This window comes from Streptomyces tuirus, assembly GCF_014701095.1.
Classification (GTDB): Bacteria; Actinomycetota; Actinomycetes; order Streptomycetales; family Streptomycetaceae; genus Streptomyces; species Streptomyces tuirus.
Genome location: NZ_AP023439.1, coordinates 443,895 through 468,191, shown reverse-complemented (window position 1 = coordinate 468,191; position 24,297 = coordinate 443,895). Strand labels below are relative to the sequence as shown.

The following is a 24,297-nucleotide window of genomic DNA, read 5'->3' as shown; positions in this document are numbered from 1 at the left end:
CATCGTCGTGTCACACGGTCAGCAGGTCGTCCACCGAGCCGCGTCCGGCCAGTTCGGCGGTGGCCACCGCGCCCTCCTTCGCCGCCGCGTAGCGCCCGGTCGTCAGCGCCCACTCGTAGTTGCCGTTGATCCAGTGCTGGATGGCCTCCACACCCATCCGCACCCGGTCGCGCTCCGCCTCGCCGAGCCCGAGCTCGTCGCACATCCCGGGGACGCGCTCCTGGAGTCCGAGGTACTCGTCGAGACAGCCGATCGTCATCCGGTACGCCTCGTCGGTGGCCTCCTGCCACGAGCAGCCGCGCTCCCGGCGCAGCACGGCGATGAGGTTGTGGCCGTCGCCACGGCGCTTCTCCCGCTCGAAGGAGTGGATGTCGTTCATGAACCCGATGGTGTCCGCGGCCAGATCACGCATCCGCTCCATCACCGGATGCGCCATCGCCTGAGGCGGCACCTCGAAGCCGCGGCTGCGCTCACCCGCGTCGATGCTGTGGTGGATCCCGACCGTACGGCGCCGGAAGACCCTGTACTCGTCGAGTCCGAGCGTGCCCTCCAGGCCCCGTGCGGCCAGGTCGACCTCCTCGCAGTGCGCGACCAGGAACCGCCCCCAGGAGGCGGCGAAGCGCGTCTGCCATGTCAGAGACATGCCACTCGAGAGATGGTTCCAGACCTCCGCCCAGGCGAGCGTTATCGGGCAGACCACCCGGGGCGGGCTGCCGCCCGGGCGCAGGGGAGTGACGATCAGCTCCCGGGCGACCTCGGCAATCCGCTCGGCGCGGTCGGGGCGGCCGGCGTCGAACTGGTCGTCGAAGAGGAAGGCCAGCGAGAACCAGTTCATCAGGACGACCATGTCGTCCGCCGACGCGTGCGGATAGGTGCGGGCGGCCGCCAGAGGCAGGTCCCAGGACTTGTACTCCTCGAACCCCTCCCGGCTGCGGACCAGCCGCATGTCCCACACCCAGCGCAGATGTCGCGCCCGGGCGAGCTCCAGATGCTCGCTGACGGGGGTGTCGAAGGGCAGGTCGAACCGGACGTCCTGAGGCATGTGCTTCCTTTCGGGAGACGGACCGCAGAGCCCCCGCCCCTGCGAGCGGACGGTGCCATGACCGGCCGCACACTCGAACTCGGCTTCGCGGTACGAACGTTGAACCGAGAAGCGGTACGAGGCTGCCCACGGCGTGAACAAGCCATTCGGTGATACGGCCGTGATCTCGGTTACGGCGGACAGCGCGTGAGCTGCGTATACTCCGTCCTCCCTCGCAGGGCACGGCTTGTCCACGAGCCTCCGGAGCCCCGGGACGCCACACTGGTCCGAGTCCGTCCGACGACTCGTCAGGAGGCCCACCGCGATGACGTCCCCACCCGTACGCAGCGCCGAGCAGCGCAAGAAGGACACCCTGCACCGTCTGGAACACGACGTGGACGCCTGGGTCGCCACGGCCGACGGCGCGTCGGGGACGCCGTACCTCGTCCCGCTGTCCTTCCTCTGGAACGGCTCGTACCTGCTGTTCGCCACGCCCGCATCCAGCCCCACCGGACGGAACCTGGCCGCCTCCGGCCGGGCCCGGGTGGGCATCGGGCCGACCCGTGACGTCGTCCTGGTCGAGGGCAGCGTCGAGACGGTCCAGCCCGGTGAGCTGACCGAGCAGGACGCCGAACTCTTCGCCGCCAAGACCGGGTTCGACCCCCGCCGGCTCGCCACGCCGTACCTCTACTTCCGTGTCGTGCCCCGGCGGGTGCAGGCCTGGCGGGAGGCCGACGAGCTCGACGGGCGTGAACTCATGTGCGACGGACGGTGGTTGAGGACCGACTGAATCCGCCGCTCCGGGATATCCGCAAGGTACGGGTCCGCGGGGCACGACCGCCCCGCGACCGGAATCCTGCGGAGGAGACATGGCACTGGTGAAAACGGGGGTTCTCGTGCTCGACTGCGCCGAGCCCGAGAAGCTCGCCGCGTTCTACAAGGAACTGCTGGAGGGGGAGGAGTCGGACGCCACCGCCAACCGGGTGGAGATCAAGAGCGCCGACGGCTTCCGGATCGCACTGCGCCGGGACGTCAACGCGACCGCGCCCAGCTGGCCGCGCCCCGAGAACTCCCTCCAGGCCCACCTGGAGTTCGTGGTCGACGACCTCGACGCGGTCGAACGCCGGGTCATCGGCCTCGGCGGCCGTCCCCTGGAGGCCAGGGAACCCTCGGGCCCCCTGGAGGAGCGCGGCTACGCCGACCCGGCAGGCCACTCCTTCACCTTGCGCCGCACCACCCCGACGGCACCCAAGCAGGGCTGAGCACGGCGTACGCCGGGTGCCGGCAGCCCCGCGTCCCGACTCGCGCCCCCCACGACGACGATCCAGAAGAACGGCCGAGCACACAGCGCGGCCCCGCCCGGTGCCGGGCGGGGCCGCGCCGGTGTCAGTCCCGGCCGCCCTTCTCACCGACCGGCCAGGTTCCGGTCGAACGCTCGATCGCCTTGGCGCCCGCGCGGTCCACGGCGCTGCGCACCACCGCGAAGATGGCGCCCTGGATCGCCGCGGCGAGCAGCACTTCGCCCCAGCCGCGGTCCTTGTCCAGCGCGTCGGGCGCGTCCTCCTCGTGCCGGATCGCCATCCACGTCTTGCGGAAGGCGAGCCCGGCCAGCCAGCCGCCGGACCAGCCGAGCACGAACCCGAGGGGCTGGTACGCGAGGGACATCTTCTTCTTCTTTGCCACGGGAACTCCTTGGTAGCTGAGGGGGGAAGGGGTCAGGGGGTGTGTGCCGCCGGGATCCGCTCCTCGGCGCGGACCGGCCCGGGCGGTGTGCCGTCACCGAACGGGCGCCCGCCCAGCTCCTCGCGGTGGTGCGGGGTCAGCCAGCCGGACAGGTCCGGGCCGAGCGGCACGATGCGGGTCGGATTGATGCCCGTGTGCACCTGGTAGTAGTGGCGCTTGATGTGGTCGAAGTCGACGGTGTCGCCGAACCCGGGCGTCTGGTAGAGGTCGCGGACGTACGCCCACAGCACCTCGTTCTCCGTCAGCTTCCAGCGGTTGCACTTGAAGTGGGCGTGGTAGACCGCGTCGAAGCGCACCAGGGTGGTGAAGAGCCGGATGTCCGCCTCGGTGATCGTGTCGCCGACGAGGTACCGCTGCCGCTCCAGCCGGTCCGCGAGCAGTTCCAGCCGGCGGAACACCCCGGCGCAGGCCGCCTCGTACTCCTCCTGCCCGGTGGCGAAACCCGCCTTGTAGACGCCGTTGTTGACGTCCTCGTAGACGTCCGCCATCACCTCGTCGATCTCGTCGCGCAGCTTGTCCGGGTACAGGTCGGGCGCGCCGTCCCGGTGCAGGGCCGTCCACTCGGTCGCGAGGTCGAGGGTGAGCTGCTGGTAGTCGTTGGTCACCAGCCGGCCGCTGGGCACGTCCACGATCGCCGGCACACTGACCCCGCCGGGGTAGTCGCTCGCGCGCCGGTCGTAGGCCTCGCTGAGATAGCGGATGCCGAGGACCGGGTCGCGGCCGTCCTCGTCGAGCGTGAAGCGCCAGCTGCGGTCGTCCTGGATCGGGTCGGCGACGGCCAGGGACAGGGCGTCCTCCAGGCCGAGCAGCCGCCGGGAGACCAGCGACCGGCTCGCCCACGGGCAGGCCCGGCTGACGACCAGACGGTAGCGGCCGGCCTCGACCGGCCAGCCGTCCCGGCCGTCCGCGGTGATGCGGTCCGCGAAATGCGCCTTGGACCGTTTGAACGTCCTCCTTCCGTAGCCGGTGTTGCCGTCGTCGCCGTCGTCGCGGCTCATGGGTGTGACCTCCTTGCCGTACGTGGACCCTGGTGAACGCGTTCCCCGTTTTCCGCCGACGGCACGGTGTGAGCACCGCCGACCGGGGCAATCGGCGTGGGTGACTGATGAAGGAAGTGACCGCAGGACACGCGTCACCGTGCTGGTGGCGCTCGCGGCCAATCTGGTGATCGCGGTGGCCAAGGCCATCGGCGGCCTGGCGGCGGGCTCACCCGCCCTGCTCTCCGAGGCGGCCCACTCGGTGGCCGACAGCCTGAACGAGGTGTTCCTGCTCGCGGCACTGCGCCGCAGCCGCCGCCCCGCCGACCGGCGTCATCCCTTCGGGTACGGCAAGGAGCGGTTTTTCTGGTCGCTCCTCGCGGCCGTCGGGATCTTCGTGATGGGCGGCTGTTTCTCCTTCTTCCAGGGCTTCGAAGCCCTGGCGAGCGGTGCGGAGGAGGAACTCGGCGGCTATGTGGCGGGCCTGATCGTCCTCGGGATCGCCCTCCTCGCGGAGGGCGGTTCGCTGCTGCGGGCGCTCTACCAGGTGCGCAAGCAGGGCGGCACCGGCGCCGGGATGCGCGACCCGGCCCTGCGGACGGTCATTGCCGAGGACGGCACCGCGGTGCTCGGCGTCACCCTCGCCATCGTGGGCATGGCGCTGCACATGATCACCGGCCAGGTGGTGTGGGAGGCGTCCGCCTCGCTCGCCATCGGCGCGCTGCTGGTCTACGTGGCCTTCCGGCTGGGCCGTGACGCCCGCGACCAGCTGATCGGCGAGGCGGCCGACCCGGAGACGAGCGGGCGGATCGAGTCGCTGCTGCGGGCCCAGCCGGAGATCGACAGTGTCGAGGCGCTGTTCACGATGAAGACCGGGCTGGACACGGCCCTCGTGGCCGCCCGCGTCGACCTCGTGCCCGGTCTGGACAGCGAGCGCGTGGAGGAGGTCGCCGTCCGGATCAAGCGGTCCATCGCGCGGACGGTCCCCGAGGCGGACCAGGTATTCCTCGACGTGACGGACCGGCCCGCCCGCGAGGCAGCGGAAAGCCCCGCCGCGACGGGGGGACGCGGCGGGGCCTGAACCTCGCGTGCCCCCTCGGACGGGGTTCACACCCCCGGGGAGCAAGATTTTTTCGCCGGCCGCCCGCACCGGGCGGCCGGCCCCGTACTCAGCCGCCCTCGGCCGGCTCCAGGACGAACACCGGAATCTCCCGGTCCGTCTTCTTCTGGTAGTCGGCGTACGCCGGGTAGGCCGCGACGGCCCGCTCCCACCAGGCCGCCTTCTCCTCGCCCTCGACCTCACGGGCGGTCATGTCCTGCTTCACCGGCCCGTCCTGGAGCTCCACGTGCGGATCGGCCAGGAGGTTGAAGTACCAGACCGGATGCTTGGGCGACCCACCGAGGGAAGCCACCGCGGCGTAGCGCCCCTCGTGCTCGACCCGCATCACCGGCGTCTTGCGCAGCTTTCCGCTCCGCGCCCCGCGTGAGGTCAGGACGACGACCGGCATCTTCGAGCCCTGGAGCGTCGTCCCCTCCGTGCCGCCGGAGCTCTCGTACAGTTCGACCTGCTTGCGCACCCACTGTGTCGGGCTGGGTTCGTACTCGCCTTCGAGAGGCATGGCATCCGTCCCATCGTCGCGTCCGCGGCTCATCGCCGCCTGTCTTCAACACCCGTGCCCCCGGGAATCATCCGTACCGGGCGGGATCAGGCCGTAAAACGCCCCTCACCCCGGCGCCAGCGCCATCCGCACGGCCAGAGCCGTCATCACGCCGCTCGCGACCAGAGCCGTCGCCAGCCGCCCCCGGTGGCCGGTCAGCGCGCGGCCCAGCAGGGCGCCGCTCCCGGCCAGCAGCACCTGCCAGCTCGCGGAGGCGGCGAACGCGGCCAGTACGAACACGCCCTGCTCCAGCGGGCCGGCCGGGCCGGTGGCCCGGGAGCCGAGGACGAGGACCGCGAAGTAGACGACGGTGGTGGGGTTCAGCAGGGTGATGCCCAGCAGGCCCAGGTAGGCCCGGGCGGGCCCCGGAGGAGCGGGGGCGGTACGGGTCGCGAGCCGGTGGCCGCGGTACTCGCGCAGCGCGGTGACGGCGCCCCGCACCGCGAGGGCCAGCAGCACCAGCACGCACACCCAGCGCAGTGGCCCGAGCACCGGCCGCAGCGCCGACGCCAGAGCGGTGCCCCCGAGGGTGGCCGCGAGGGCGTAGAGCCCGTCGGCGGTGGCGACGCCGAGCGCGGCGCAGACACCGGTGCGCAGGGTGGTGCGGGCGGTGAGGGAGACGAGGTAGGTCCCGACGGCGCCCACGGGGACGGCGATGCCGTACCCGGCGAGCAGCCCCGCGACGAGCGCGGCCGTCATGAGCGCGGCGGCGTCGGCCCTCCCAGATGGCCGGACTGCTGCTGTCGGCCCGCGGCACGAGCGGCGGCGGACAACGGCAGGAGAACGGTGAACGTAGGCATGGCCGGATCCTGAGGCCTGCCCGGCCGTGCGGACAACCGGTTTTCGAATGGGCGTCGCCGCACCCGCGCCCCGGCCGGCATGCCGAACCCGCAACGCGCCCCTCCGCCTCCGGAGTTCGAACGGGAAGGCGGCGTTCCCCGGCCATGTTGCCGGCGCCGGCGATCTGGCCGAACTTCGCGTCGTCCCATAGGTGCCTGGGGCATCTAATGACGGTCGGTACGACGTACTACTCGTCTGCGAGGTCTTCATGACGGACACGACCGCACCCGTCGCCTTCCCTCAGAGCCGGACCTGCCCCTACCACCCGCCCGCCGCCTACGACGCGCTGCGCACCGAACGCCCCCTGACCCGCATCACCCTCTTCGACGGACGCGAGGCGTGGCTCGTCAGCGGGCACGCCACCGCCCGCGCGCTGCTGGCCGACCCGCGCCTGTCGTCCAACCGCGACCGGCCAGGCTTCCCCGCCCCCAGCAAACGCTTCGCCGGGATCCGCAACCGCAGAACGGCCCTGCTCGGCGTCGACGACCCCGAGCACCGCGCCCAGCGGCGGATGGTCGTCGGGGACTTCACCCTCAAGCGGGCCGTCGAACTCCGGCCGCGGATCCAGCAGATCGTGGACCAACGGCTCGACGCGATGATCGCCGCCGGCCCGGTCGCCGACCTGGTGAGCGCCTTCGCGCTGCCCGTGCCGTCCATGGTGATCTGCGCCCTGCTGGGCGTCCCGTACTCCGACCACGACTTCTTCGAGACCCAGTCGCGACGGCTGCTGCGCGGCCCCGAGACCGCCGACGTGCTCGACGCCCGCGACCGGCTGGAGACGTACTTCGGCGAGCTGATCGACCGCAAGCAGCAGCACCCCGGCACCGGCCTCCTGGACGACCTGGTCCACCGGCAGCTGCGCGAGGGCGACCTCGACCGGGAGGGCCTGATCGCCATGGCCCTCATCCTGCTGGTCGCGGGTCACGAGACGACCGCCAACATGATCTCGCTCGGCACCTTCACCCTGCTCCAGCATCCCGAGCGGCTCGCCGAGCTGCGCGCGGACCCCGGGCTGCTGCCGGCCGCGGTCGAGGAGCTGATGCGGATGCTGTCGATCGCGGACGGCATGCTGCGCCTCGCCGTGGAGGACATCGAGGTGGCCGGGACGACGATCCGCGAGGGCGAGGGGGTGGTCTTCGCGACCTCCGTCATCAACCGCGACGACACGGTCTACCCCGAGCCGGACACGCTCGACTGGAGCCGCCCGGCCCGGCACCACGTCGCGTTCGGCTTCGGCATCCACCAGTGCCTCGGCCAGAACCTCGCCCGGGCCGAGCTGGAGATCGCCCTGCACAGCCTCTTCGAGCGGCTGCCCACCCTGCGCCTGGCGGCCCCGGCCGAGGAGATCCCCTTCAAGCCCGGCGACACCATCCAGGGGATGCTGGAGCTCCCCGTGACCTGGTAAGAGGCTTCCGCACATGCACATGCACATCGACATCGACCAGGACGTCTGCATCGGCGCGGGCCAGTGCGCCCTGACAGCCCCGGACGTCTTCACCCAGGACGACGACGGCTACAGCACCCTGCTGCCCGGCGCCGAGGACAGCGGCAGCCCGCTGCTGCGGGAGGCGGCCCGCGCCTGCCCGGTCAGCGCCATCAGCGTGTCCGAGACGGTCCGCTGACCCCGGATCTCACCCGGCCTCCAGGAGCCGCCGGGCCGCCTCACGTGCCTCGGCCGCGGGCTCGGCGCTCCTGGCGACGCCCCCCTGACGCCGGCGGACAGGGGTGGGTTTCTACGGGAACGAATGACCTGTGAGGCGAGCATCATCGCTAGGGTTTCCCGGATGACCGAACAGGCCGCCCGCACGCCCTTCCTCTACGTCGTCGTCTGCGCCGCCGGCATCGCCGCCGACGTCAGCAAGCTGATCACCGCCGCGCAGGAACGGGACTGGGAGGTGGGCGTCATCGCGACCCCCGTCGCCATGAACGGCTTCTTCGACACCGCCGCCGTTGAGGCACAGACGGGCCGCCCCATCCGCTCCGCCTGGCGCACTCCCGGTGAACCGCGACCCTTTCCGGCACCGGACGCCGTGATCGTCGCCCCCGCCACGTTCAACACCGTCAACAAGTGGGCGGCCGGCATCGCCGACACCCTGGCCCTGGGCACCCTGTGCGAGGTCGCGGGGCTCGGGGTGCCGATCGCCGTCCTGCCGTGCGTGGCCGACGCACTGGCCGCCCATCCCGCCTACCGGGACAGCGTCGATCGGCTGCGGGGGATGGGTGTGCGGTTCGGCGAGCCGTACACGGGAGAGCCGGGAGAGGACGGCGGCCGGCCGGAGTTCGGGTGGGAACGGGGCCTGGACCTGGTCGGAAGCGGCTGACGGCCGGACGCTGTCGGCGACGGTGACGGACCGTCAGGAGCCCCCGGTGGCCGCGCCTTCGAGTGCGATCGAGCACGTACGCTCCCCGTGGAAACCCTCCGAAGGCAGGAGCAGCATCGATGCAGTACGTGAAGCTCGGTTCGACGGGCCTGGACGTGTCGCGGATCTGTCTGGGGTGCATGACCTACGGTCAGCCCGACCGCGGCACCCACGAGTGGACCCTCGGCGAGGAGGCCTCGCGCCCGCTGATCCGGCAGGCGGTCGAGGCGGGGATCACCTTCTTCGACACGGCGAACGTCTACTCCGACGGCACCAGCGAGGAGATCGTCGGCCGTGCCCTGCGCGACTTCGCCCGCCGTGACGAGATCGTCCTCGCCACGAAGGTGCACGGCCGGATGCGCCCCGGACCGAACGGGGGCGGGCTGTCCCGCAAGGCGATCATGACCGAGCTCGACCAGAGCCTCACCCGCCTCGGCACCGACTACGTCGACCTCTACCAGATCCACCGTTTCGACCCGCACACCCCGGTGGAGGAGACGATGGAGGCCCTGCACGACGTCGTCAAGGCGGGCAAGGTCCGCTACATCGGGGCGAGTTCGATGTACGCCTGGCAGTTCTCCAAGATGCAGTACACGGCGCGGCTGAACGGCTGGACGCGCTTCGTCTCCATGCAGAACCACTACAACCTGATCTACCGCGAGGAGGAGCGCGAGATGCTGCCCCTGTGCGCGGACCAGGGCGTGGGCGTCCTGCCCTGGAGCCCGCTCGCCCGCGGCCGGCTCACCCGGGACTGGGACACCACCACCGAGCGCAGCGCCACCGACGCCTTCGGCGGCACCCTCTACCAGGAGGGCGACCGGACCATCGTCGAGGCGGTCACCCGCATCGCCGGGGAGCGGGGCGTCCCCCGCGCCCAGATCGCTCTCGCCTGGCTCCTCCACCAGCCCACGGTGACCGCCCCGATCGTCGGCGCGTCCAGGCCCGGGCATCTGGAGGACGCGGTGGCGGCCGTGGAGATCGAGCTGAGCGACAAGGAACTGGAGGAACTGCAGCGCCCGTACGGCCCCCACCCCATCGCCGGGCACTGATCAGGTCCCCGGAGCTCAGTGCGGGCCCTGCGGGTCGAACTCCGTGCCGCAGGGGCCCGCCCCCTCGCTCTCCGCCAGTTCCACCCTCGCCCCGCTCATCGCCAGTGTCCGGTAGTACCGCCCGATCCGCTCCGCCGAGCGCCCCACGTAGTGCCCGATGAACGACCGCCGGAACCGCTCGGCCGCCCGGTTCGGCTGCGAGCCGTGCACCAGGCTCCCGTTGAAGAACAGGACGTCCCCCGGCGTCATGTCCACCGGCACCGGCGCCAGCCCCGGCGGTGGCGGAACGTACTCCCGGGCGAAGGACACGTCCGAGTCGGCCAGTTCCGGGCAGAACACGTCCATGCGATGCGTGCCCGGCACGACCTCCAGCCCGCCGTTCTCCCGGTCGATCATGTCGCAGGCCACCCACGCGGCCACACACGTGCCCGGCTCCACCCGCAGATAGAAGTTGTCCTGGTGCAGCGCCTGCCCCCGGGCCCCCGGAGGCTTGAAGTAGAACATGCTCTGAGCGGCCAGCACCTCCTCTCCGAGGAGGGCCTCCAGCACCGTCCGCAGCCGGGCGTCCAGCAGGACCTCGCGCGCGAGGCCGCTGATCTCATGCGGGTGCATCACCCGCGGCCAGACGTGCAGCGGGTCGGCGCCCGGCTCGTCCTCGGCGCGCGGCTCGAAGTGCCCGGGCACCGGGCCGGCCTCCCGCAGCGCCGTGAACTCGCCGCAGAGCCGATCGATCTCGTCGGACCCGAAGAGCCCGCGCACCACCGTGAAACCGTCCTCCTCGAACCTCTCTCGGTACCGCCGGAGCCCGGCGGGGTCCAGGATGGAAGCGCCGGTGGCGCCATTGCCCGTGACTGTCATGAACGCACTCCCCGGTCAGGTGTCCTCGGTGGGAAACGCTAGGCCGCCCGACCGCCGAGGAGGATGCCCGTGCGTGCTGACGGATTGCCCGGCACTGCTGCGCACCCGGACAGCGGGGACGCCGGGGATCCCGCCCCGCCCCCCGGGCTGGTGGTGCTCGGTCACTTCGACCAGCCGCCCGGCTACGGCGTCGAGCGGCCGCAGGGATCCGCGAGCTGGCTCTTCACCTGGACCACCGCGGGCCGGGGCCGGCTGGGGCAGGGCGGTGCGCGGACCACGGCCGGCGCGGGCGACCTGGTCGTGCTCGCCCCCGGCGTCCCGCACCGTTACGCCGTCGAGCCCGGCGCCCGGCACTGGCAGTTCTGGTGGGTGCACTGCCAGGCCCGTCCGTCCTGGGCCACGTGGCTGCGACCGTATCTCACCGGCGACGGGATGTACGCGGTCACCTCGGCCCCGGCCGGGGTGCGCGGCCGCGTCGGGACGGCATTCCGGCGGATGCACGCCGACGCCCGCTGGACCGGCACCGAGGCGCCGCCCGCCGCGTCACCACCGAACCCGCAGGTCGCCGTGGCGAACGGCAGCGCGGCCCGCGAACTGGCCCTGTGCGCACTGGAGGAGGTCGTCCTCCTCACCACCGCCGGCGCCCGGCCCACGGCGCCCCGGCCCGGCCTCGACGCACGGATCCGCCGTGCCCAGGAGCTGATCGACGCCGACCCGGGAGCCCCGCACACCGTCCGCTCGCTCGCCGAGGGCGTCGCCCTGTCACCGTCGCGCTTCGCCCATCTGTTCAGCCGTCAGCTGGGCCGCTCGCCCATGCGCGCCCTGCGCGAGGCGCGGCTGCGCCATGCCGCACGGCTGCTGGAGAACACCGACCTGCCCGTGGAGCGCGTGGCCGCGGCCTCGGGTTTCGTCAGCCCGTTCCACTTCAACCGCGCCTTTCGCGAGCGCTACGGGGAGCCGCCCGGGGCGTACCGCACGACGCACGGCGATCCGTCCGGCTGAGCGGCGCCATTGGTCGCGCGGCCGGGCGGAAATGGCCGGCGCGGAGAGCGGGGGCGACGGTGTGAGCTGCTGTTCGGGCGGTGCGTCCATGGTTCCCGGGACGGCGCCGGAGGGGGCCGAATGCGCCCGACTAAAAAGGTGTGGACGCCATGGAAATGCCTTTCGCTCCCCTGATTGACATTTTGTCAAAAGGCGCTGGTCCAGGGTGCAATGCGCGAAACCGCCGGATCACTTGTTCCCTGTCGCTGAGCTGTGCAAAGGTGTGCCTTGTCGGCGTGTCCACAACACGCCGTTCTTTCGTATGCGCGAGGCCGCCGGGCCGGCATACCCCTTGGTACGGACTTTATTCCGTATGTCCTTGAGAGGAATGCAGCCTTGAAAGACGCAGGCCCGTCGAATTCCCCGGCCCCGGCCCGCAGGTTCGGCGCGACGGACGAGCAACTGAGCGCGGAGCTCAGGAAGTGGACCGGGGCGACGCCCGCACTTCACCCCGTCGGCGAACTGCTGGACCGGCACTGGGAGGCGGCCTTCGCCTACGCCCGGCTGTGCACCGACGGCCCGGGCTCCGCGGGAATGCTCACGACCGCGGCTTTCACCCGCCTCTTCGGCGAAACGCTCCGGCAGAACGGCCCGACCTCCGCGTGGCGGCCCCACCTGCTCCTCACCGTGCGGCGTATCGCGGCCGAGTGGGCCGGCGACCACCGGTGCGACACGCTCCACCCGGACCTGCTCGCCGGGACCGGCGACGGGGACCGGCCCGCCTCCCGGCTGCTGCCCTCGCCGCGCCGGCGCCTGCTGTCCGGGGCCTTCCAGCGGCTGCCCCAGTCCGCGCGCTGTCTGCTGTGGCACGTCGAGGTCGAGGCCGAACCGCTCGTCTCCCCGGCCGGGTTGCTCGGCCTCGACGAGGAGGGCGCGCGTGTCGAACTGGGCCGGGCCCGGGACCGGCTGCGCGAGGAGGCCCTCCAGCTGCACCGTGAACTCGCCCCCGACGAGGAGTGCCGGCGCTATCTGCGCCTGCTCGACGTGACATTCCGGCGCGGGGGTCTCGGCATCGACCCGGATCTACGCGCGCACATCGAGGGCTGCGGGCACTGCAGCGCCTCCGCCGACCAGCTCGACCAGTTCAATCACGACCTCGGTGTCGCCCTGTCGGAGGCGGTGCTGGGCTGGGGCGGACGGGATTACGCGCAGCGCCGGGCGCACGAGGCGGGTCACAGCGCCGGGGGTGGGCGGCACGGGGGGAAGCCCGAGAGGCCCGGGCCGGCGGCCGGTGCGGCCGCCGCCGTGATGCCGGCCGGTGCGGCGCGTGAACTCTTCCCGGACCCGGTCGCCCTGGCCCGCGAGGTCTTTCCCGACCCGGTCGATCTGACGTACGAGATCATTCCCGAGCCGGTTCGCCCACCGCGCGAGACGTCTCCCGGACCGGCACGGGAACGGCGTGAGGCGGTCCAGGACCCCGCGCGCACACCCCGCGAGACCCACCCCGGGCAGACCGGCGAGGGGCGCGAGGCCTTCCCGGGCCCGATGGGCGGGGTGCCTGAGGGCTTCCCGGGCCCTGTTCGCGCACCGCGCGAGGAGTTCACCGGGCAGGCGGGTGAGGCTTTCCGGGACCCGGTTCGCGCCCCGGGGGAGACGTACCCCGGGCCGACCGGCGAGGTGCACGGGGCCTTCCCGGGCCCGGTGGGCGGGGTGCCTGAGGGCTTCCCGGGCCCTGTTCGCGCACCGCGCGAGGAGTTCACCGGGCAGGCGGGTGAGGCTTTCCGGGACCGGGTTCGCGCCCCGGGGGAGACGTACCCCGGGCCGGCCGGCGAAGGGCACGGGGCCTCCCCGGGCCCGGTGGGCGGGGTGCCTGAGGACATTCCAGGCCCGGTTCGTGCGTCGCGTGAGACGTTCACCGGGCCGGCCGGCGAAGGGCACGGGGCCTCCCCGGGCCCGCTCGGCGGGGCGCCCGAGGGCTTCCCGGGCCCGGTTCGTGCGCAGTTCACCGGGTCGGCGGGTGAGGCTTTCCGGGATCCCGTGCGTGCACCCCGCGAGACGTACCCCGGCCCGGCCGGCGAGGGGCGTGAGGTCTTCCCGGACCCGGTCGCCCTGGCCGGGGCGGTCGGGGAGTCGTTCTCCGCTCCGGGCGGCCCGGCGGCGGTGCCGCCGCCCCCTCCGAGGCCCGAGGGCGTGACCCCGGCCGCCGGAGCCAGGCCCGAGGGCGTGGCCCGGGCCGCCGGAGCCGCGCGGACTCCCGCCCGCGCGGACGTCACCGTGCCGCCCGCCCCCGCGCCCCGGGGCTCTCGCCCCGATGGCCCCCGGACCGCCGCACGAAGATCCGCCCAGAAGGCAGCCCGCCGTACCGCCCGGCGGCGCAACCTCACCGCGGGCGTGTTGACCGTCAGCGGTCTGGTCGTCCTGCCGCTCGTCCTGTGGTCCACGGTCAACTCCGGCGACGGCGCGCGGGCCGGTGCCGACCGGCCCACCGGGGAGGCCCCCGACACAGACGCGGGCGAGGCGAGCCGCGACCCGTCCTGGACCGGTGCGGGCGACGCCCGGAAGGGCGCCCTGCGCGGCCGGCTGCACAACGTCTCCTCGGACCTGTGCGTGGGCATCGACGGCGAGAAGGCCGTGGCGGGCGGGGAGGCCGAGCTCACGACCTGCTCGGCCGACGCCGCCCAGCAGTGGACGTACGAGACCGACGGGCTGCTGCGCAACGGCGCCGCTCCCGACCTGTGCCTGGACTCGCAGCTCGGATACTCGGTGCGGCTGGCCCCCTGCGCGGGCGCGTCCCGGCCCGACCCGAAGAACATCCGCTACGACTTCACCCTGCAGGGCACCCTGGTGCCCCGCTCGGACCAGGACCTGGCCCTCGCCCCGGCCGCGACCGACGGCTCGGGAGCCCTGGTCCTCAAGGCCCGGACGGACGACGAGGTCCAGCGCTGGGTGATCGACACCTCCAAGGCCGACCTCAAGATGAAGGCCGTCAACTGGAACGCCGCCGTTCCCGCCCCGCGCCCCACGCCCCCACCGCCCCCCACCCCGTCGAAGACGCCCGAGCCCACCCCGACGCCGTCCGCGACGTCCCCGGCCCCGCAGCCGACCCCGAGCGGCCCGGCCGCCACCGACTCGCCCTGCGACCGCTACGGCTACTACTGCGACTCGGACGGTCAGTACGGCAACCCCGGCTACGGCTACCCCGGCTACGGCTATGGCTACGGCGGCCGCCGCTGACCGGGCGTGCGCTCAGGCCCCTACGACGGTCAGCGACAGCCACAGGGCCACCACGGCCGGCACCAGCGCCGCCGGTGTGGCGAGCAGCCCGAGCCGGGTGAACTCACCGAGCCCGACCCGGTTCCCGTGCTGCTGCACGATCCGCCGCCACAGCAGGGTCGCCAGTGATCCGGCGTAGGTCAGGTTGGGGCCGATGTTCACGCCGAGGAGCACCGCCAGCACGGCGCCGGGGCCGGCCCCGGCGGTCAGGGGCAGCAGCACCAGCACCGCGGGCAGGTTGTTGATGAGGTTGGCCAGGACGGCGGCCACCGCGGCCACGCCCAGCAGCGTCAGCAGGCCCGATCCGTCGGGCAGCACGCGCCGCAGCGCGTCGGCGAGCCCGTGGTCGACGACCGCACGCACGACCACGCCGAGCGCGAGCACGAACGCCAGGAAGGCCGGAGCCGCGGACCGCACCACCGTCAGGGGGGTGGCCCGCCGCCGCACCAGCGCCCGCCCCGCCAGCACCAGCGCACCGGCCAGCGCCGCCCACGCCGGCGCGATCCCCACGGCGGAGGCCACCACGAACCCCGCGAGCGTGCAGCCGACGGTGACGAGGGCGAACAGCGGAAGCGGCTCTGGAGCCCGCTCGGCCTCGGGCGAGGGGAGGGGCGCTGCGAGTTCGTCGTCGAAGAACCGCCGGAAGACCAGGTACTCGGCGGCGATCGCGACCAGCCACGGCAGCGCCATCAGCGCGGCGAAGCGGGTGAAGCTCAGCCCGCTCGCCGTGAACGCCAGGAGATTCGTCAGGTTGGAGACCGGCAGCAGCAGCGAGGCGGTGTTCGACAGATGGGCGCACGCGTACAGGTGCGGCCGGGCGGTTACGCCCATGCGGGTCGCGGTGGCGAGCACCACCGGAGTGAGCAGCACGACGGTGGCGTCCAGACTGAGCACGGCCGTGATGACGGACGCCAGCGCGAACACCGCGGTCAGCAGCCGTGTGGGGCGCCCCGCGGCCCAGCGGGCCATCCACGCCCCGCACGCGGTGAACAACCCCTCGATGTCGCAGAAGTGGGCGAGCACCAGCACGGCCGCGAGGAAGCCGACCACGGGCCCCAGCCGCTGGATCTCCTCCCAGGCGTGGTCCGGGGAGATGATCCCGAGGGCGACGGCGACCCCGGCGGCGGGCACCGCCAGCACGGCTTCCGGCAGGCCCTTCGGGCGGGCGACGGCCCAGACGAGCACGGCGGCCAGCAGCGTCACGGACAGGACTTCGGCGAGCGGGGTGTTCAGGGCGGGTCCTTCGGGGCGCGGTCTGGCGGTGCCCGCCCATGAAACCAGGCGTCGGTAAGAGACTCTCCGCGGCCCTGCTGTCCTGGCCAGGGCCCCGCTTGCCCGCGGCGATGCCGCGGTGACTCAGGTCTCGTCGGGGAGCAGGGCCAGCTCCGCCCAGATCGTCTTGCCCTCGCTGGTGTGTCTGCTGCCCCAGCGCTGGGTGAGCTGGGCGACCAGGAGCAGCCCGCGGCCCCCCTCGTCCCAGGTCTTGGCCCGGCGCAGGTGCGGGGCGGTGTGGTTGGTGTCGGACACCTCGCAGATCAGGGTGGCCTCGTCATGGATCAGCCGCAGCCGGATGGGCGGGGCGCCGTAGCGGATGGCGTTGGTGACCAGCTCGCTCACGACCAGCTCGGCGGTGAACGTGACCTCGCTCAGACCCCAGCGTTCGAGCTGTTCGACGACCTGCTTGCGGATGGGCGCCACCAGCGCCGGGTCGGCGGGGATGTCCCAGGTGGCGACCTGGGTGGACGGCAGGCCGCGGGTGCGGGCCAGCAGCAGGGCCACGTCGTCGCTGGAGCCGCCCGGCGGGAGCAGGGCCTGCAGCACGCGGTCGCACAGCTCTTCCAGGGAGTCGGAGGGCGCCGACAGCGCCTCGCGCAGCATCCGGCCGCTCGTGTCGACGTCCCGCTCCCGGCTGGCCAGCAGCCCGTCCGTGTGGAACGCCAGGACGCTGCCCTCCCGCAGCTCCACCTCGGTGGACTCGAACGGCAGCCCTCCGACGCCCAGCGGCGGCCCCGAGGGCAGATCGAGCTGCTGTGCCGGGCCGTCCGGCGGCGCCAGCACGGGCGGTGGATGCCCGGCCCGGGCCACGGTGCAGCGCCGGGAGATCGGATCGTAGACGGCGTACAGACAGGTCGCGCCCACTTCTCCGGTGCCGTCGTCGCCGCCGGACTCCTCGGACAGCCGGACGACCAGGTCGTCGAGGTGGGTGAGCAGTTCGTCGGGGGCCAGGTCGATGTCGGCGAGGGTGCGGACGGCGGTGCGCAGCCGGCCCATGGTGGCCGAGGCCTGGATGCCGTGGCCGACGACATCGCCGACGACCATGGCGACCCGCATCCCCGACAGCGGGATCACGTCGAACCAGTCGCCTCCGACGCCGGAGCGGGTGGCCGGCAGGTAGCGGGAGGCCGCCTCGACCGCCGCCGTGTGCGGCAGCGTGCGGGGCAGCAGGCTGCGCTGCAGGGTGAGGGTCGTCTCGCGCTCACGGGAGTAGCGGCGCGCGTTGTCGATGCAGACGGCGGCCCGGGCCGTGACCTCCTCGGCCAGCAGAACGTCGTCGGGGGTGAACGCCTCGGGACGCCGGAAGCGGGTGAACACCGCCACTCCGAGGGTCGTGCCCCGGGCCTGGAGCGGAACGGACATCGTCGAGTGGATGCCGTACTCCTGGACCCGCTGGGAGCGCACCGGATCCCAGGCCAGCCACCGTTCGAGGTCGCCGGAGGAGCCCGAGGCCACGACCGTGTGCCCCGCGACCAGCGAGGCGGACTGCGGGGAGTTCTCCGGGTAGACGTCCACCTGCCCGGGCTTGGCGACGGCTTCGGGGCTGCCCTTGTTCACCGACTGGTGGGCGGACCGGCGCAGACTCAGCGGCGGGATCGGCGGTCCGGCGGATTCGCCGCCGTGCTCCTGAGGGTCGAGCAGGTCGACGCTGACGAAGTCGGCGAGCGCCGGGACGCACACGTCGGCCAGCTCCTGGGCGGTACGGGTGACGTCGAGGGTGGTGCCGATGCGCACGCTCGCCTCGTTGACCAGCTGCAACCGCTCGCGCGCGCGGTACTGGTCGGAGAAGTCGTGGGCGGTCACGCACACGCCCCGCACCCGCCCCGCCCCGTCGGTGAGCGGCGCCATCCGGGCCAGCCACGCGTGCGCGGCCCGTTCCTCACCGGTCGCCTTCATATACGTCTGCATGTCCTGCCGCCGGCCGGTGCTCAGCACCCGGCGCAGATTCTGCTCGAGCTCGGCGTTGGGCGGCCGGCTGCCGACGTCGGTGGGCCTGAGGCCCAGCATCCGCCCGGCGGGCAGTCCCAGCAGATCGGCCATGGCCTCGTTGACACCACGCAGCCGCAGCCGCTCGTCGAAGATCATCGTGGCGCAGGGCGACTGCGTCAGCGCCATGCGCACCAGCGGGTCGTCCGCCAGCGCCTGGTCGGCGGCCTCCGGCGGGGACACCGCCAGCCAGTCGATCGCCTCCGAGGCGTCCGGCGGTCTGCGGTGGGCCAGCACCCAGAGGGTGACGGGGTGGCCGTCGCGGTGGCGCAGGGTGACCGTGCCGCTCCAGCGGGAGTTGTCCGGCACGGCCGGCGGCTCCGCGCCGTCGGCCAGCAGGTCGGCGGCCGGGCGCCCCACGACCTCGGCGGCCGTGTGGCCCAGCAGACGGCGGGCGCCCTCGCTCCACTCGGTGAGCGTGCCGTCGACGGCGATGACGGCACGGGCGGCCACGCCATCGTCCAACGCCTCGTCCGGACTCATCGTCGCGACTCCATACGGACACTCACAGTGAACAGGGAGGGCAGTTGAGTTCCAGCGTAGTCCGTGGGCGCCCGGCGTGGACCGGTAACCCCGGTTGCCGCCTTCCCCGCCCGGTCACGGCACAAATGGGGCCGAAGCCGTCCATGAGCGAGAAGGGCGCTTCCGCACCCTTGACGGCCGCCTGTGACACGTCGACAGAATCTGTTTGTTCACGATCAGTTCTGAGTATTTCTGAGCCCTGATGAGGGAGAGTCTCCATGTCGGTCACGCGCAGATCGGTCCTGCTCGCCTCCGCCGCCGCACCCGCGGCCGGGACGCTGCTCGGCGCCCCGGAGGCGTGGGCCACCGAGCAGGCGCGCGGCGCGTCCGGCCGCCGGACCGTCGCACTGCGCGACGGCTGGCGCTTCGCGCTGGTGAACCCGGGCGGCATCACCGACCCGACCGGCGCCTACGCCGACGCCCACCTTCCCGGCTACGACGACTCCGGATGGCGCGAGACCGCCGTCCCGCACGACTGGAGCATCGAGCAGACCCCCACCACCGAGCACGGCACCACCAGCGGCACCGGCTTCCTGCCCGGGGGCCTCGGCTGGTACCGCCTGGCCTTCACCCTGCCGCCGAGCCTCGCGGGCAAGCGCGTCTCGGTGGAGTTCGACGGCGTCTACATGGACTCCACCGTCCACTGCAACGGCACGGAGGCCGGCCGTCACCCCTACGGCTACACCGGCTTCGCCCTGGACCTCACCGACCTGGTGCACACCGACGGGACCACCGAGAACGTGATCGCCGTCGAGGTCCGGAACCGGCTCCCCAGCAGCCGCTGGTACTCGGGCAGCGGCATCTACCGCGAGGCCCGCCTGGTGATCACCGAGCCGGTGCACGTGGCCCGCTGGGGCACCCGCGTCACCACGCCCGAGATCTCCGCCGCACGCGGGGTCGTACGGGTCGGCACATCCGTCGTCAACGCCTCCGGCGCGGGCGCGGACGTCGAGGTCGTCTCCCGGGTCGTCGACCGCAGGGGCCGCACCGTCGCCCGTACCTCCTCCACCGCGACCGTCACCGGCGAGCACACCGAGACCCAGGAACTCACCGTCCCGCGCCCGGAGTTGTGGGACTTCGAGACACCGCACCGCTACACCCTGCACACCGAGCTGCGCGTCGGCGGCCGGACCACCGACACCCACCGCACGGTCTTCGGCTTCCGCACCTTCCGCTTCGACCCGGACGAGGGCTTCTTCCTCAACGGCACCCACCACAAGATCAAGGGCGTCGACCTCCATCACGACCTGGGCGCACTCGGCGCCGCCGTCAGCATCGACGCCGTCCGCAGGCAGCTGGAGATCATGCGGTCCATGGGCGTCAACGCCCTGCGCACCTCCCACAACCCGCCCGCGCCCGAGGTGATCCAGGTCTGCGAGGAGCTCGGTGTCGTCATGCTGGTGGAGGCGTTCGACTGCTGGCGCACCGGAAAGAACCTCTACGACTACAGCCGCTTCTTCGACGAGTGGTGTGAGAAGGACGCCACCGAGATGGTGCTGGCGGCCCGCAACTCGCCCGCCGTGCTGAGCTGGTCCATCGGCAACGAGGTCCCCGACTCCACCTCCACCGCCGGCCTCGCCATGGCCGACCGGATCATCGGGGCGATCAGGGCCGCCGACGACACCCGCCCGCTGGTCATCGGCTCCGACAAGTACCGCCGAGTGCCCGCCAAGGGCTCCGCCGCCGACCTGATGCTGGCCAAGCTGGACGGCCTCGGCCTCAACTACAACACCGCCACGTCGGTCGACCAGCTGCACGCGGCCTACCCGCACCTGTTCCTCTTCGAGTCCGAGTCCTCCTCGGAGACCTCCACCCGCGGCGCCTACCAGGAGCCCGAGCACCTCAACACCGGCGAGAACCACACCCCGGGCAGACGGGCGACCTCCTCCTACGACAACAACCTCGCCTCCTGGACCATGAGCGGCGAGTACGGCCACAAGAAGGACCGGGACCGGAAGTGGTTCGCCGGGCAGTTCCTCTGGTCCGGCATCGACTACATCGGCGAACCCACCCCGTACGACGTCTTCCCGGTCAAGGCGTCCTTCTTCGGCGCGGTCGACACGGCCGGCTTCCCGAAGGACATGTACCACCTCTTCCGGAGCCAGTGGACCAGCGAACCGATGGTCCACCTGCTGCCGATGACCTGGAACCACGAGAAGGGCGACACGGTCGAGGTCTGGGCGTACGCGAACGTCGACACCGTCGAGCTCTACCTCAACGGCACGTCCCTGGGCGTACGGCGGTTCGACACCAAGAAGACCGCCGACGGCCGCAGCTACCTGGAGACCACGGAGGCGACCGGCGACGACAAGACCTTCACCGACGGCCCCTACCCGGGCAGCTACACCAGCCCGAACGGCAGCGCCGGCAAGCTCCACCTGACCTGGAAGGTGCCCTTCGAACCCGGAGAGCTGAAGGCCGTCGCACGGCGGGGCGGCAAGGTGGTCGCCACCGACGTGCTGCGCACCGCCGGAGCCCCGCACGCGATACGCCTGACCGCGGACCGCCCCGCCCTCGCCGCGGACGGCCGCTCCCTGGTCTTCGTGACCGCCGAGGTCGTCGACCGGCGTGGAGTGGTGGTGCCCGACGCGGAGCACCTGCTGTCCTTCGAGGTGGCGGGCGGCTCCCTCGCGGGGCTCGACAACGGCCGGCAGGAGAGCGCCGAGCGCTACCAGGCGAGCACCCGGACCGCCTTCCACGGCAAGGCCCTCGCCATCGTCCGGTCCGGCACGAGGGCGGGCGCGGTGAAGGTGACCGCCCGGGCCGAGGGGCTGCGCGCGGGCACGGCGACCGTGCGGGCCACCCGCGCGGGGGACCGGGTCGCGACGGCCCCAGCCAGCTTCGGGCCCGAGCACCCGGCCCCCCTCGGCCACCCGCGCGCGGACGCGAGCTACTCCGGCCGTCCGGACACCCTGCCCGCCGCCATGCTCGACGGCGACCCGGCCACCGGCTGGTCCAACGGCTTCCTCAAGCAGGCCACGCCCCTGCTGCCGGCCTTCGACGGGGCACGGGCCGAGGACTGGGTCTCGGTCGACCACGGACGCGCCCGCGGCTACGACCGGGTCGACGTCTCCTTCACCGTGGACGCCACGCACAGCCTGCCCGCGGCGATCGAGGTGGCGGTCTGGGACGGCCGCGCGTGGCGGAACACCCGGAACACCGAGGTCGGCTGGGCCACCGCCTCCGACGCCCCCACCGTGATCACCTTCGAGGCCGTCCGCGGCTCCCGGATCCGGCTCACCCTGACGAGCCGCCACCCCGGCGAGCCGCGGGGAGCGATCCGCATCAGCAGGCTGGACGCCCCGGCCGCCTGAGTCCGCGGCGCCGAGGTCCGGACGGGCGGCGCACAGCCAGTCCCGTCCGGACCGTTGACGGGGCGTCACATCAGCACAACGATGGCCTGCGTCCGCATCTGGGAGCGCTCCCACGCCGAGCGCCAACCCGCACCTCCCGGAGGAGCCCAGACGTGAAACGACGCAGAACCGCCCTGCTGTCCCTGACGGCCCTGCTGGCGACCGCGCTCACCGCGCTGCCGTCCTCGCCGGCCGGGGCCGACGAGGCCGAGCAGGTCAGGAACGGCACCTTCGACACCGACACCGCCCCGTGGTGGACGACCGGCAACGTCACCGCGGGCCTGTCCGACGGCCGGCTCTGCGCCGACGTCCCGGGCGGCACCACCGACCGCTGGGACGCCGCCGTCGGGCAGAACGACATCACCCTCGTGAAGGGCGAGTCGTACCGGTTCTCGTTCAGCGCGACCGGGACACCCGCCGGGCACGCGGTGCGGGCGATCGTGGGCCTGTCGGTGTCGCCCTACGACACCTACCACGAGGTGACACCGCAGCTCAGCGTCTCCGGCGACCGCTACTCGTACACCTTCACCTCGCCCGTCGACACCGCACAGGGCCAGGTCGGCTTCCAGCTCGGCGGCAGCGCGGACGCCTGGCGCTTCTGCATGGACGACGTCTCCCTGCTCGGCGGTGTGGCACCGGACCCGTACGAGCCCGACACCGGCCCCCGCGTGCGCGTCAACCAGGTCGGCTATCTCCCGGCCGGCCCGAAGAACGCCACCCTCGTCACCGACGCCACGGCCGGGCTGCCCTGGCAGCTGAAGAACTCCGGCGGAACGGTCGTCGCCAGGGGCACGACCCTGCCGCGCGGGGTCGACGCCTCCTCCGGGCAGAACGTCCACTCCATCGACTTCGGCGCCCACCGCACCAAGGGCACCGGCTTCACGCTCGTCGCCGACGGCGAGACCAGCCGGCCCTTCGGCATCGGCACGAGCGCCTACGAGCGGCTCCGGCTCGACTCGGCGAAGTACTACTACACCCAGCGCAGCGGCCTCGCGATCCGCGACGACCTGCGGCCCGGCTACGGCCGCCCGGCCGGTCACATGGGCGTGGCCCCCAACCAGGGCGACACCGCCGTGCCCTGTCAGCCCGGCGTCTGCGACTACACCCTCGACGTCAGCGGCGGCTGGTACGACGCCGGTGACCACGGCAAGTACGTCGTCAACGGCGGCATCTCCACCTGGGAACTGCTGAGCACCTACGAACGCGCCCGCACCGCCCGCACCGGACGGGCGGACAAGCTCGGGGACGGCACGCTGGCCATCCCGGAGAGCGGCAACAAGGTGCCCGACATCCTCGACGAGGCCCGCTGGGAGCTGGAGTTCCTGCTGAGGATGCAGGTGCCCGACGGCGAGCCGCTGGCGGGCATGGCCCACCACAAGATGCACGACGAGCAGTGGACCGGCCTGCCCCTGCTGCCCAGTGACGACCCGCAGAAGCGCGAGCTGCACCCGCCCTCCACCGCCGCCACCCTCAACCTGGCCGCCACGGCCGCACAGGCCGCCCGCCTGTACCGGCTCCATGACAGGACGTTCGCCGGCAAGGCGCTGGCCGCCGCCCGCAAGGCCTGGTCGGCGGCGCTCGCCCACCCCGGCCGACTCGCCTCGGAGAGCGACGGCACCGGCGGCGGCGCCTACCCCGACAGCGACGTCACCGACGACTTCTACTGGGCGGCGGCCGAGCTGTACCTCTCCACCGGGGAGAAGCGGTTCGAGGAGTACCTCCTGAAGTCCCCGGTCCACACGGCCGACCTCTTCAAGCCCCTCGGCTTCGACTGGGCCCGCACCGGCGCGGCCGGCCGGCTCGACCTCGCCACCGTGCCGAACGCACTGCCCGGCCGGGACAAGGTCCGCCGGTCCGTGGTCAAGGGCGCCGACCGCTACCTGGCCACCCTGAAGGCCCACCCCTACGGCATGCCGTACGCACCGGACGGCAACACCTACGACTGGGGCTCCAGCCACCAGGTCCTCAACAACGCGGTCGTCCTCGCCACCGCGTACGACATCACCGGCGCCGCCAAGTACCGGGACGGCGCGCTGCAGAGCATGGACTACGTCCTGGGCCGCAACGCGCTGAACATCTCCTACGTCACCGGCTACGGCGAGGTCAGCGCGCAGAACCAGCACAGCCGCTGGTACGCCCGCCAGCTCGACCCGGAGCTGCCGGGCCCGCCGCCGGGCACCCTCGCGGGCGGACCGAACTCCAGCATCCAGGACCCCTACGCACAGAGCAGACTCCAGGGCTGCGTCGGCCAGTTCTGCTACATCGACGACATCCAGTCCTGGTCGACCAACGAGCACACGATCAACTGGAACGCCGCCCTGACCCGCATGGCCTCCTTCGTGGCGGACCAGGGGTAGGGACCGGGCGGCAGCGACCGCGTGCCGGGGGAGTCCGCCGACAG

General features: G+C 72.7%; 19 protein-coding genes and 1 pseudogene. 12 read left to right on the top strand and 8 right to left on the bottom strand.

Annotation, left to right across the window (positions count from 1 at the left end):
- Nucleotides 1-10: 10 nt before the first annotated feature.
- Nucleotides 11-1,042 (bottom strand): 7-epi-alpha-eudesmol synthase, encoded by a 1,032-nt coding sequence (locus IGS69_RS02215; RefSeq protein WP_190896422.1) that lies wholly within the window; start codon nucleotides 1,040-1,042, stop codon nucleotides 11-13.
- Between the two features lie 304 nt (nucleotides 1,043-1,346).
- Between IGS69_RS02215 and IGS69_RS02210 the strand changes: the two genes are divergently transcribed.
- Nucleotides 1,347-1,811, top strand: coding sequence for a pyridoxamine 5'-phosphate oxidase family protein (locus IGS69_RS02210; RefSeq protein ID WP_190896420.1), 465 nt, complete (start codon nucleotides 1,347-1,349; stop codon nucleotides 1,809-1,811).
- Between the two features lie 79 nt (nucleotides 1,812-1,890).
- A complete protein-coding gene (locus IGS69_RS02205; protein WP_190896418.1) occupies nucleotides 1,891-2,283 on the top strand; it encodes a VOC family protein in 393 nt (130 codons plus the stop codon).
- Between the two features lie 124 nt (nucleotides 2,284-2,407).
- Here the strand turns inward: IGS69_RS02205 and IGS69_RS02200 are convergent, their stop codons facing one another.
- Complete coding sequence (locus IGS69_RS02200; protein WP_031108703.1) at nucleotides 2,408-2,704, bottom strand: DUF4235 domain-containing protein; 297 nt, start codon at nucleotides 2,702-2,704, stop codon at nucleotides 2,408-2,410.
- Nucleotides 2,705-2,736: 32 nt separating this feature from the next.
- Nucleotides 2,737-3,762, bottom strand: coding sequence for a glutathione S-transferase family protein (locus IGS69_RS02195; protein WP_190896416.1), 1,026 nt, complete (start codon nucleotides 3,760-3,762; stop codon nucleotides 2,737-2,739).
- Between the two features lie 139 nt (nucleotides 3,763-3,901).
- Between IGS69_RS02195 and IGS69_RS02190 the strand changes: the two genes are divergently transcribed.
- Nucleotides 3,902-4,822, top strand: a complete 921-nt coding sequence (locus IGS69_RS02190; RefSeq protein WP_190904349.1) for a cation diffusion facilitator family transporter — start codon at nucleotides 3,902-3,904, stop codon at nucleotides 4,820-4,822.
- A gap of 88 nt (nucleotides 4,823-4,910) precedes the next feature.
- On the opposite strand, the gene IGS69_RS02185 is transcribed toward IGS69_RS02190, so the two are convergent.
- Both IGS69_RS02185 and IGS69_RS02180 read right to left on the bottom strand, forming a co-directional pair.
- A complete protein-coding gene (locus IGS69_RS02185) occupies nucleotides 4,911-5,360 on the bottom strand; it encodes a nitroreductase family deazaflavin-dependent oxidoreductase (protein ID WP_190896414.1) in 450 nt (149 codons plus the stop codon).
- A gap of 105 nt (nucleotides 5,361-5,465) precedes the next feature.
- Nucleotides 5,466-6,098: a LysE/ArgO family amino acid transporter gene (locus tag IGS69_RS02180; protein ID WP_190896412.1), complete on the bottom strand. Its 633-nt coding sequence runs from the start codon at nucleotides 6,096-6,098 to the stop codon at nucleotides 5,466-5,468.
- Between the two features lie 349 nt (nucleotides 6,099-6,447).
- On the opposite strand from IGS69_RS02180, the gene IGS69_RS02175 reads away from it, so the two are divergent.
- The 4 genes from IGS69_RS02175 (at nucleotide 6,448) to IGS69_RS02160 (ending at nucleotide 9,648) form a co-directional block, all read left to right on the top strand.
- Nucleotides 6,448-7,644: a cytochrome P450 gene (locus IGS69_RS02175; protein ID WP_190896410.1), complete on the top strand. Its 1,197-nt coding sequence runs from the start codon at nucleotides 6,448-6,450 to the stop codon at nucleotides 7,642-7,644.
- 19 nt (nucleotides 7,645-7,663) lie between these two features.
- Nucleotides 7,664-7,861 (top strand): ferredoxin, encoded by a 198-nt coding sequence (locus IGS69_RS02170; RefSeq protein ID WP_190904348.1) that lies wholly within the window; start codon nucleotides 7,664-7,666, stop codon nucleotides 7,859-7,861.
- A 162-nt stretch (nucleotides 7,862-8,023) separates the two neighbouring features.
- Entirely contained in the window at nucleotides 8,024-8,560 is a 537-nt protein-coding gene (locus tag IGS69_RS02165) for a flavoprotein (protein WP_190896407.1), read from the top strand.
- A 119-nt stretch (nucleotides 8,561-8,679) separates the two neighbouring features.
- Nucleotides 8,680-9,648: an aldo/keto reductase gene (locus tag IGS69_RS02160; protein WP_190896405.1), complete on the top strand. Its 969-nt coding sequence runs from the start codon at nucleotides 8,680-8,682 to the stop codon at nucleotides 9,646-9,648.
- Nucleotides 9,649-9,663: 15 nt separating this feature from the next.
- Here IGS69_RS02160 and IGS69_RS02155 read toward each other — a convergent pair whose 3' ends face one another.
- Complete coding sequence (locus tag IGS69_RS02155; protein ID WP_190896403.1) at nucleotides 9,664-10,506, bottom strand: phytanoyl-CoA dioxygenase family protein; 843 nt, start codon at nucleotides 10,504-10,506, stop codon at nucleotides 9,664-9,666.
- Between the two features lie 63 nt (nucleotides 10,507-10,569).
- Here IGS69_RS02155 and IGS69_RS02150 point away from each other — a divergent pair, with 63 nt between their 5' ends.
- From IGS69_RS02150 to IGS69_RS02145, 3 genes and pseudogenes are all read left to right on the top strand, one after another.
- Nucleotides 10,570-11,508 carry a helix-turn-helix domain-containing protein gene (locus tag IGS69_RS02150; RefSeq protein ID WP_190896401.1) on the top strand — a complete coding sequence of 313 codons (939 nt, stop codon included), beginning with the start codon at nucleotides 10,570-10,572 and terminating at the stop codon, nucleotides 11,506-11,508.
- A 375-nt stretch (nucleotides 11,509-11,883) separates the two neighbouring features.
- Nucleotides 11,884-12,697: pseudogene (locus tag IGS69_RS35150) on the top strand (RNA polymerase sigma factor); the annotation flags it as partial.
- A gap of 98 nt (nucleotides 12,698-12,795) precedes the next feature.
- A complete protein-coding gene (locus IGS69_RS02145) occupies nucleotides 12,796-14,721 on the top strand; it encodes an RICIN domain-containing protein (RefSeq protein WP_408647950.1) in 1,926 nt (641 codons plus the stop codon).
- A 12-nt stretch (nucleotides 14,722-14,733) separates the two neighbouring features.
- Here IGS69_RS02145 and IGS69_RS02140 read toward each other — a convergent pair whose 3' ends face one another.
- Entirely contained in the window at nucleotides 14,734-15,993 is a 1,260-nt protein-coding gene (locus tag IGS69_RS02140) for an SLC13 family permease (RefSeq protein ID WP_190904346.1), read from the bottom strand.
- A gap of 123 nt (nucleotides 15,994-16,116) precedes the next feature.
- Nucleotides 16,117-18,504, bottom strand: coding sequence for a SpoIIE family protein phosphatase (locus IGS69_RS02135; RefSeq protein WP_190896399.1), 2,388 nt, complete (start codon nucleotides 18,502-18,504; stop codon nucleotides 16,117-16,119).
- 257 nt (nucleotides 18,505-18,761) lie between these two features.
- Between IGS69_RS02135 and IGS69_RS02130 the strand changes: the two genes are divergently transcribed.
- Both IGS69_RS02130 and IGS69_RS02125 read left to right on the top strand, forming a co-directional pair.
- The gene (locus IGS69_RS02130) at nucleotides 18,762-21,857 is read left to right on the top strand and encodes a glycoside hydrolase family 2 TIM barrel-domain containing protein (protein WP_190896397.1); all 3,096 of its coding nucleotides are present in this window, start codon (nucleotides 18,762-18,764) and stop codon (nucleotides 21,855-21,857) included.
- 152 nt (nucleotides 21,858-22,009) lie between these two features.
- The gene (locus tag IGS69_RS02125) at nucleotides 22,010-24,253 is read left to right on the top strand and encodes a glycoside hydrolase family 9 protein (RefSeq protein ID WP_190896395.1); all 2,244 of its coding nucleotides are present in this window, start codon (nucleotides 22,010-22,012) and stop codon (nucleotides 24,251-24,253) included.
- Nucleotides 24,254-24,297: the final 44 nt, after the last annotated feature.

Excerpts from the sequence above, each read along its gene's own strand:
- IGS69_RS02175 (WP_190896410.1), top strand. The coding sequence starts at position 6,448 with ATGACGGACACGACCGCACCCGTCGCCTTCCCTCAGAGCCGGACCTGC.
- IGS69_RS02180 (WP_190896412.1), bottom strand. The coding sequence starts at position 6,098 with ATGACGGCCGCGCTCGTCGCGGGGCTGCTCGCCGGGTACGGCATCGCC.
- IGS69_RS02160 (WP_190896405.1), top strand. The coding sequence starts at position 8,680 with ATGCAGTACGTGAAGCTCGGTTCGACGGGCCTGGACGTGTCGCGGATC.
- IGS69_RS02135 (WP_190896399.1), bottom strand. The coding sequence starts at position 18,504 with ATGAGTCCGGACGAGGCGTTGGACGATGGCGTGGCCGCCCGTGCCGTC.
- IGS69_RS02170 (WP_190904348.1), top strand. The coding sequence starts at position 7,664 with ATGCACATCGACATCGACCAGGACGTCTGCATCGGCGCGGGCCAGTGC.
- IGS69_RS02130 (WP_190896397.1), top strand. The coding sequence starts at position 18,762 with ATGTCGGTCACGCGCAGATCGGTCCTGCTCGCCTCCGCCGCCGCACCC.
- IGS69_RS02150 (WP_190896401.1), top strand. The coding sequence starts at position 10,570 with ATGCCCGTGCGTGCTGACGGATTGCCCGGCACTGCTGCGCACCCGGAC.
- IGS69_RS02165 (WP_190896407.1), top strand. The coding sequence starts at position 8,024 with ATGACCGAACAGGCCGCCCGCACGCCCTTCCTCTACGTCGTCGTCTGC.
- IGS69_RS02215 (WP_190896422.1), bottom strand. The coding sequence starts at position 1,042 with ATGCCTCAGGACGTCCGGTTCGACCTGCCCTTCGACACCCCCGTCAGC.
- IGS69_RS02205 (WP_190896418.1), top strand. The coding sequence starts at position 1,891 with ATGGCACTGGTGAAAACGGGGGTTCTCGTGCTCGACTGCGCCGAGCCC.
- IGS69_RS02185 (WP_190896414.1), bottom strand. The coding sequence starts at position 5,360 with ATGCCTCTCGAAGGCGAGTACGAACCCAGCCCGACACAGTGGGTGCGC.
- IGS69_RS02155 (WP_190896403.1), bottom strand. The coding sequence starts at position 10,506 with ATGACAGTCACGGGCAATGGCGCCACCGGCGCTTCCATCCTGGACCCC.
- IGS69_RS02145 (WP_408647950.1), top strand. The coding sequence starts at position 12,796 with ATGCCGGCCGGTGCGGCGCGTGAACTCTTCCCGGACCCGGTCGCCCTG.
- IGS69_RS02195 (WP_190896416.1), bottom strand. The coding sequence starts at position 3,762 with ATGAGCCGCGACGACGGCGACGACGGCAACACCGGCTACGGAAGGAGG.
- IGS69_RS02210 (WP_190896420.1), top strand. The coding sequence starts at position 1,347 with ATGACGTCCCCACCCGTACGCAGCGCCGAGCAGCGCAAGAAGGACACC.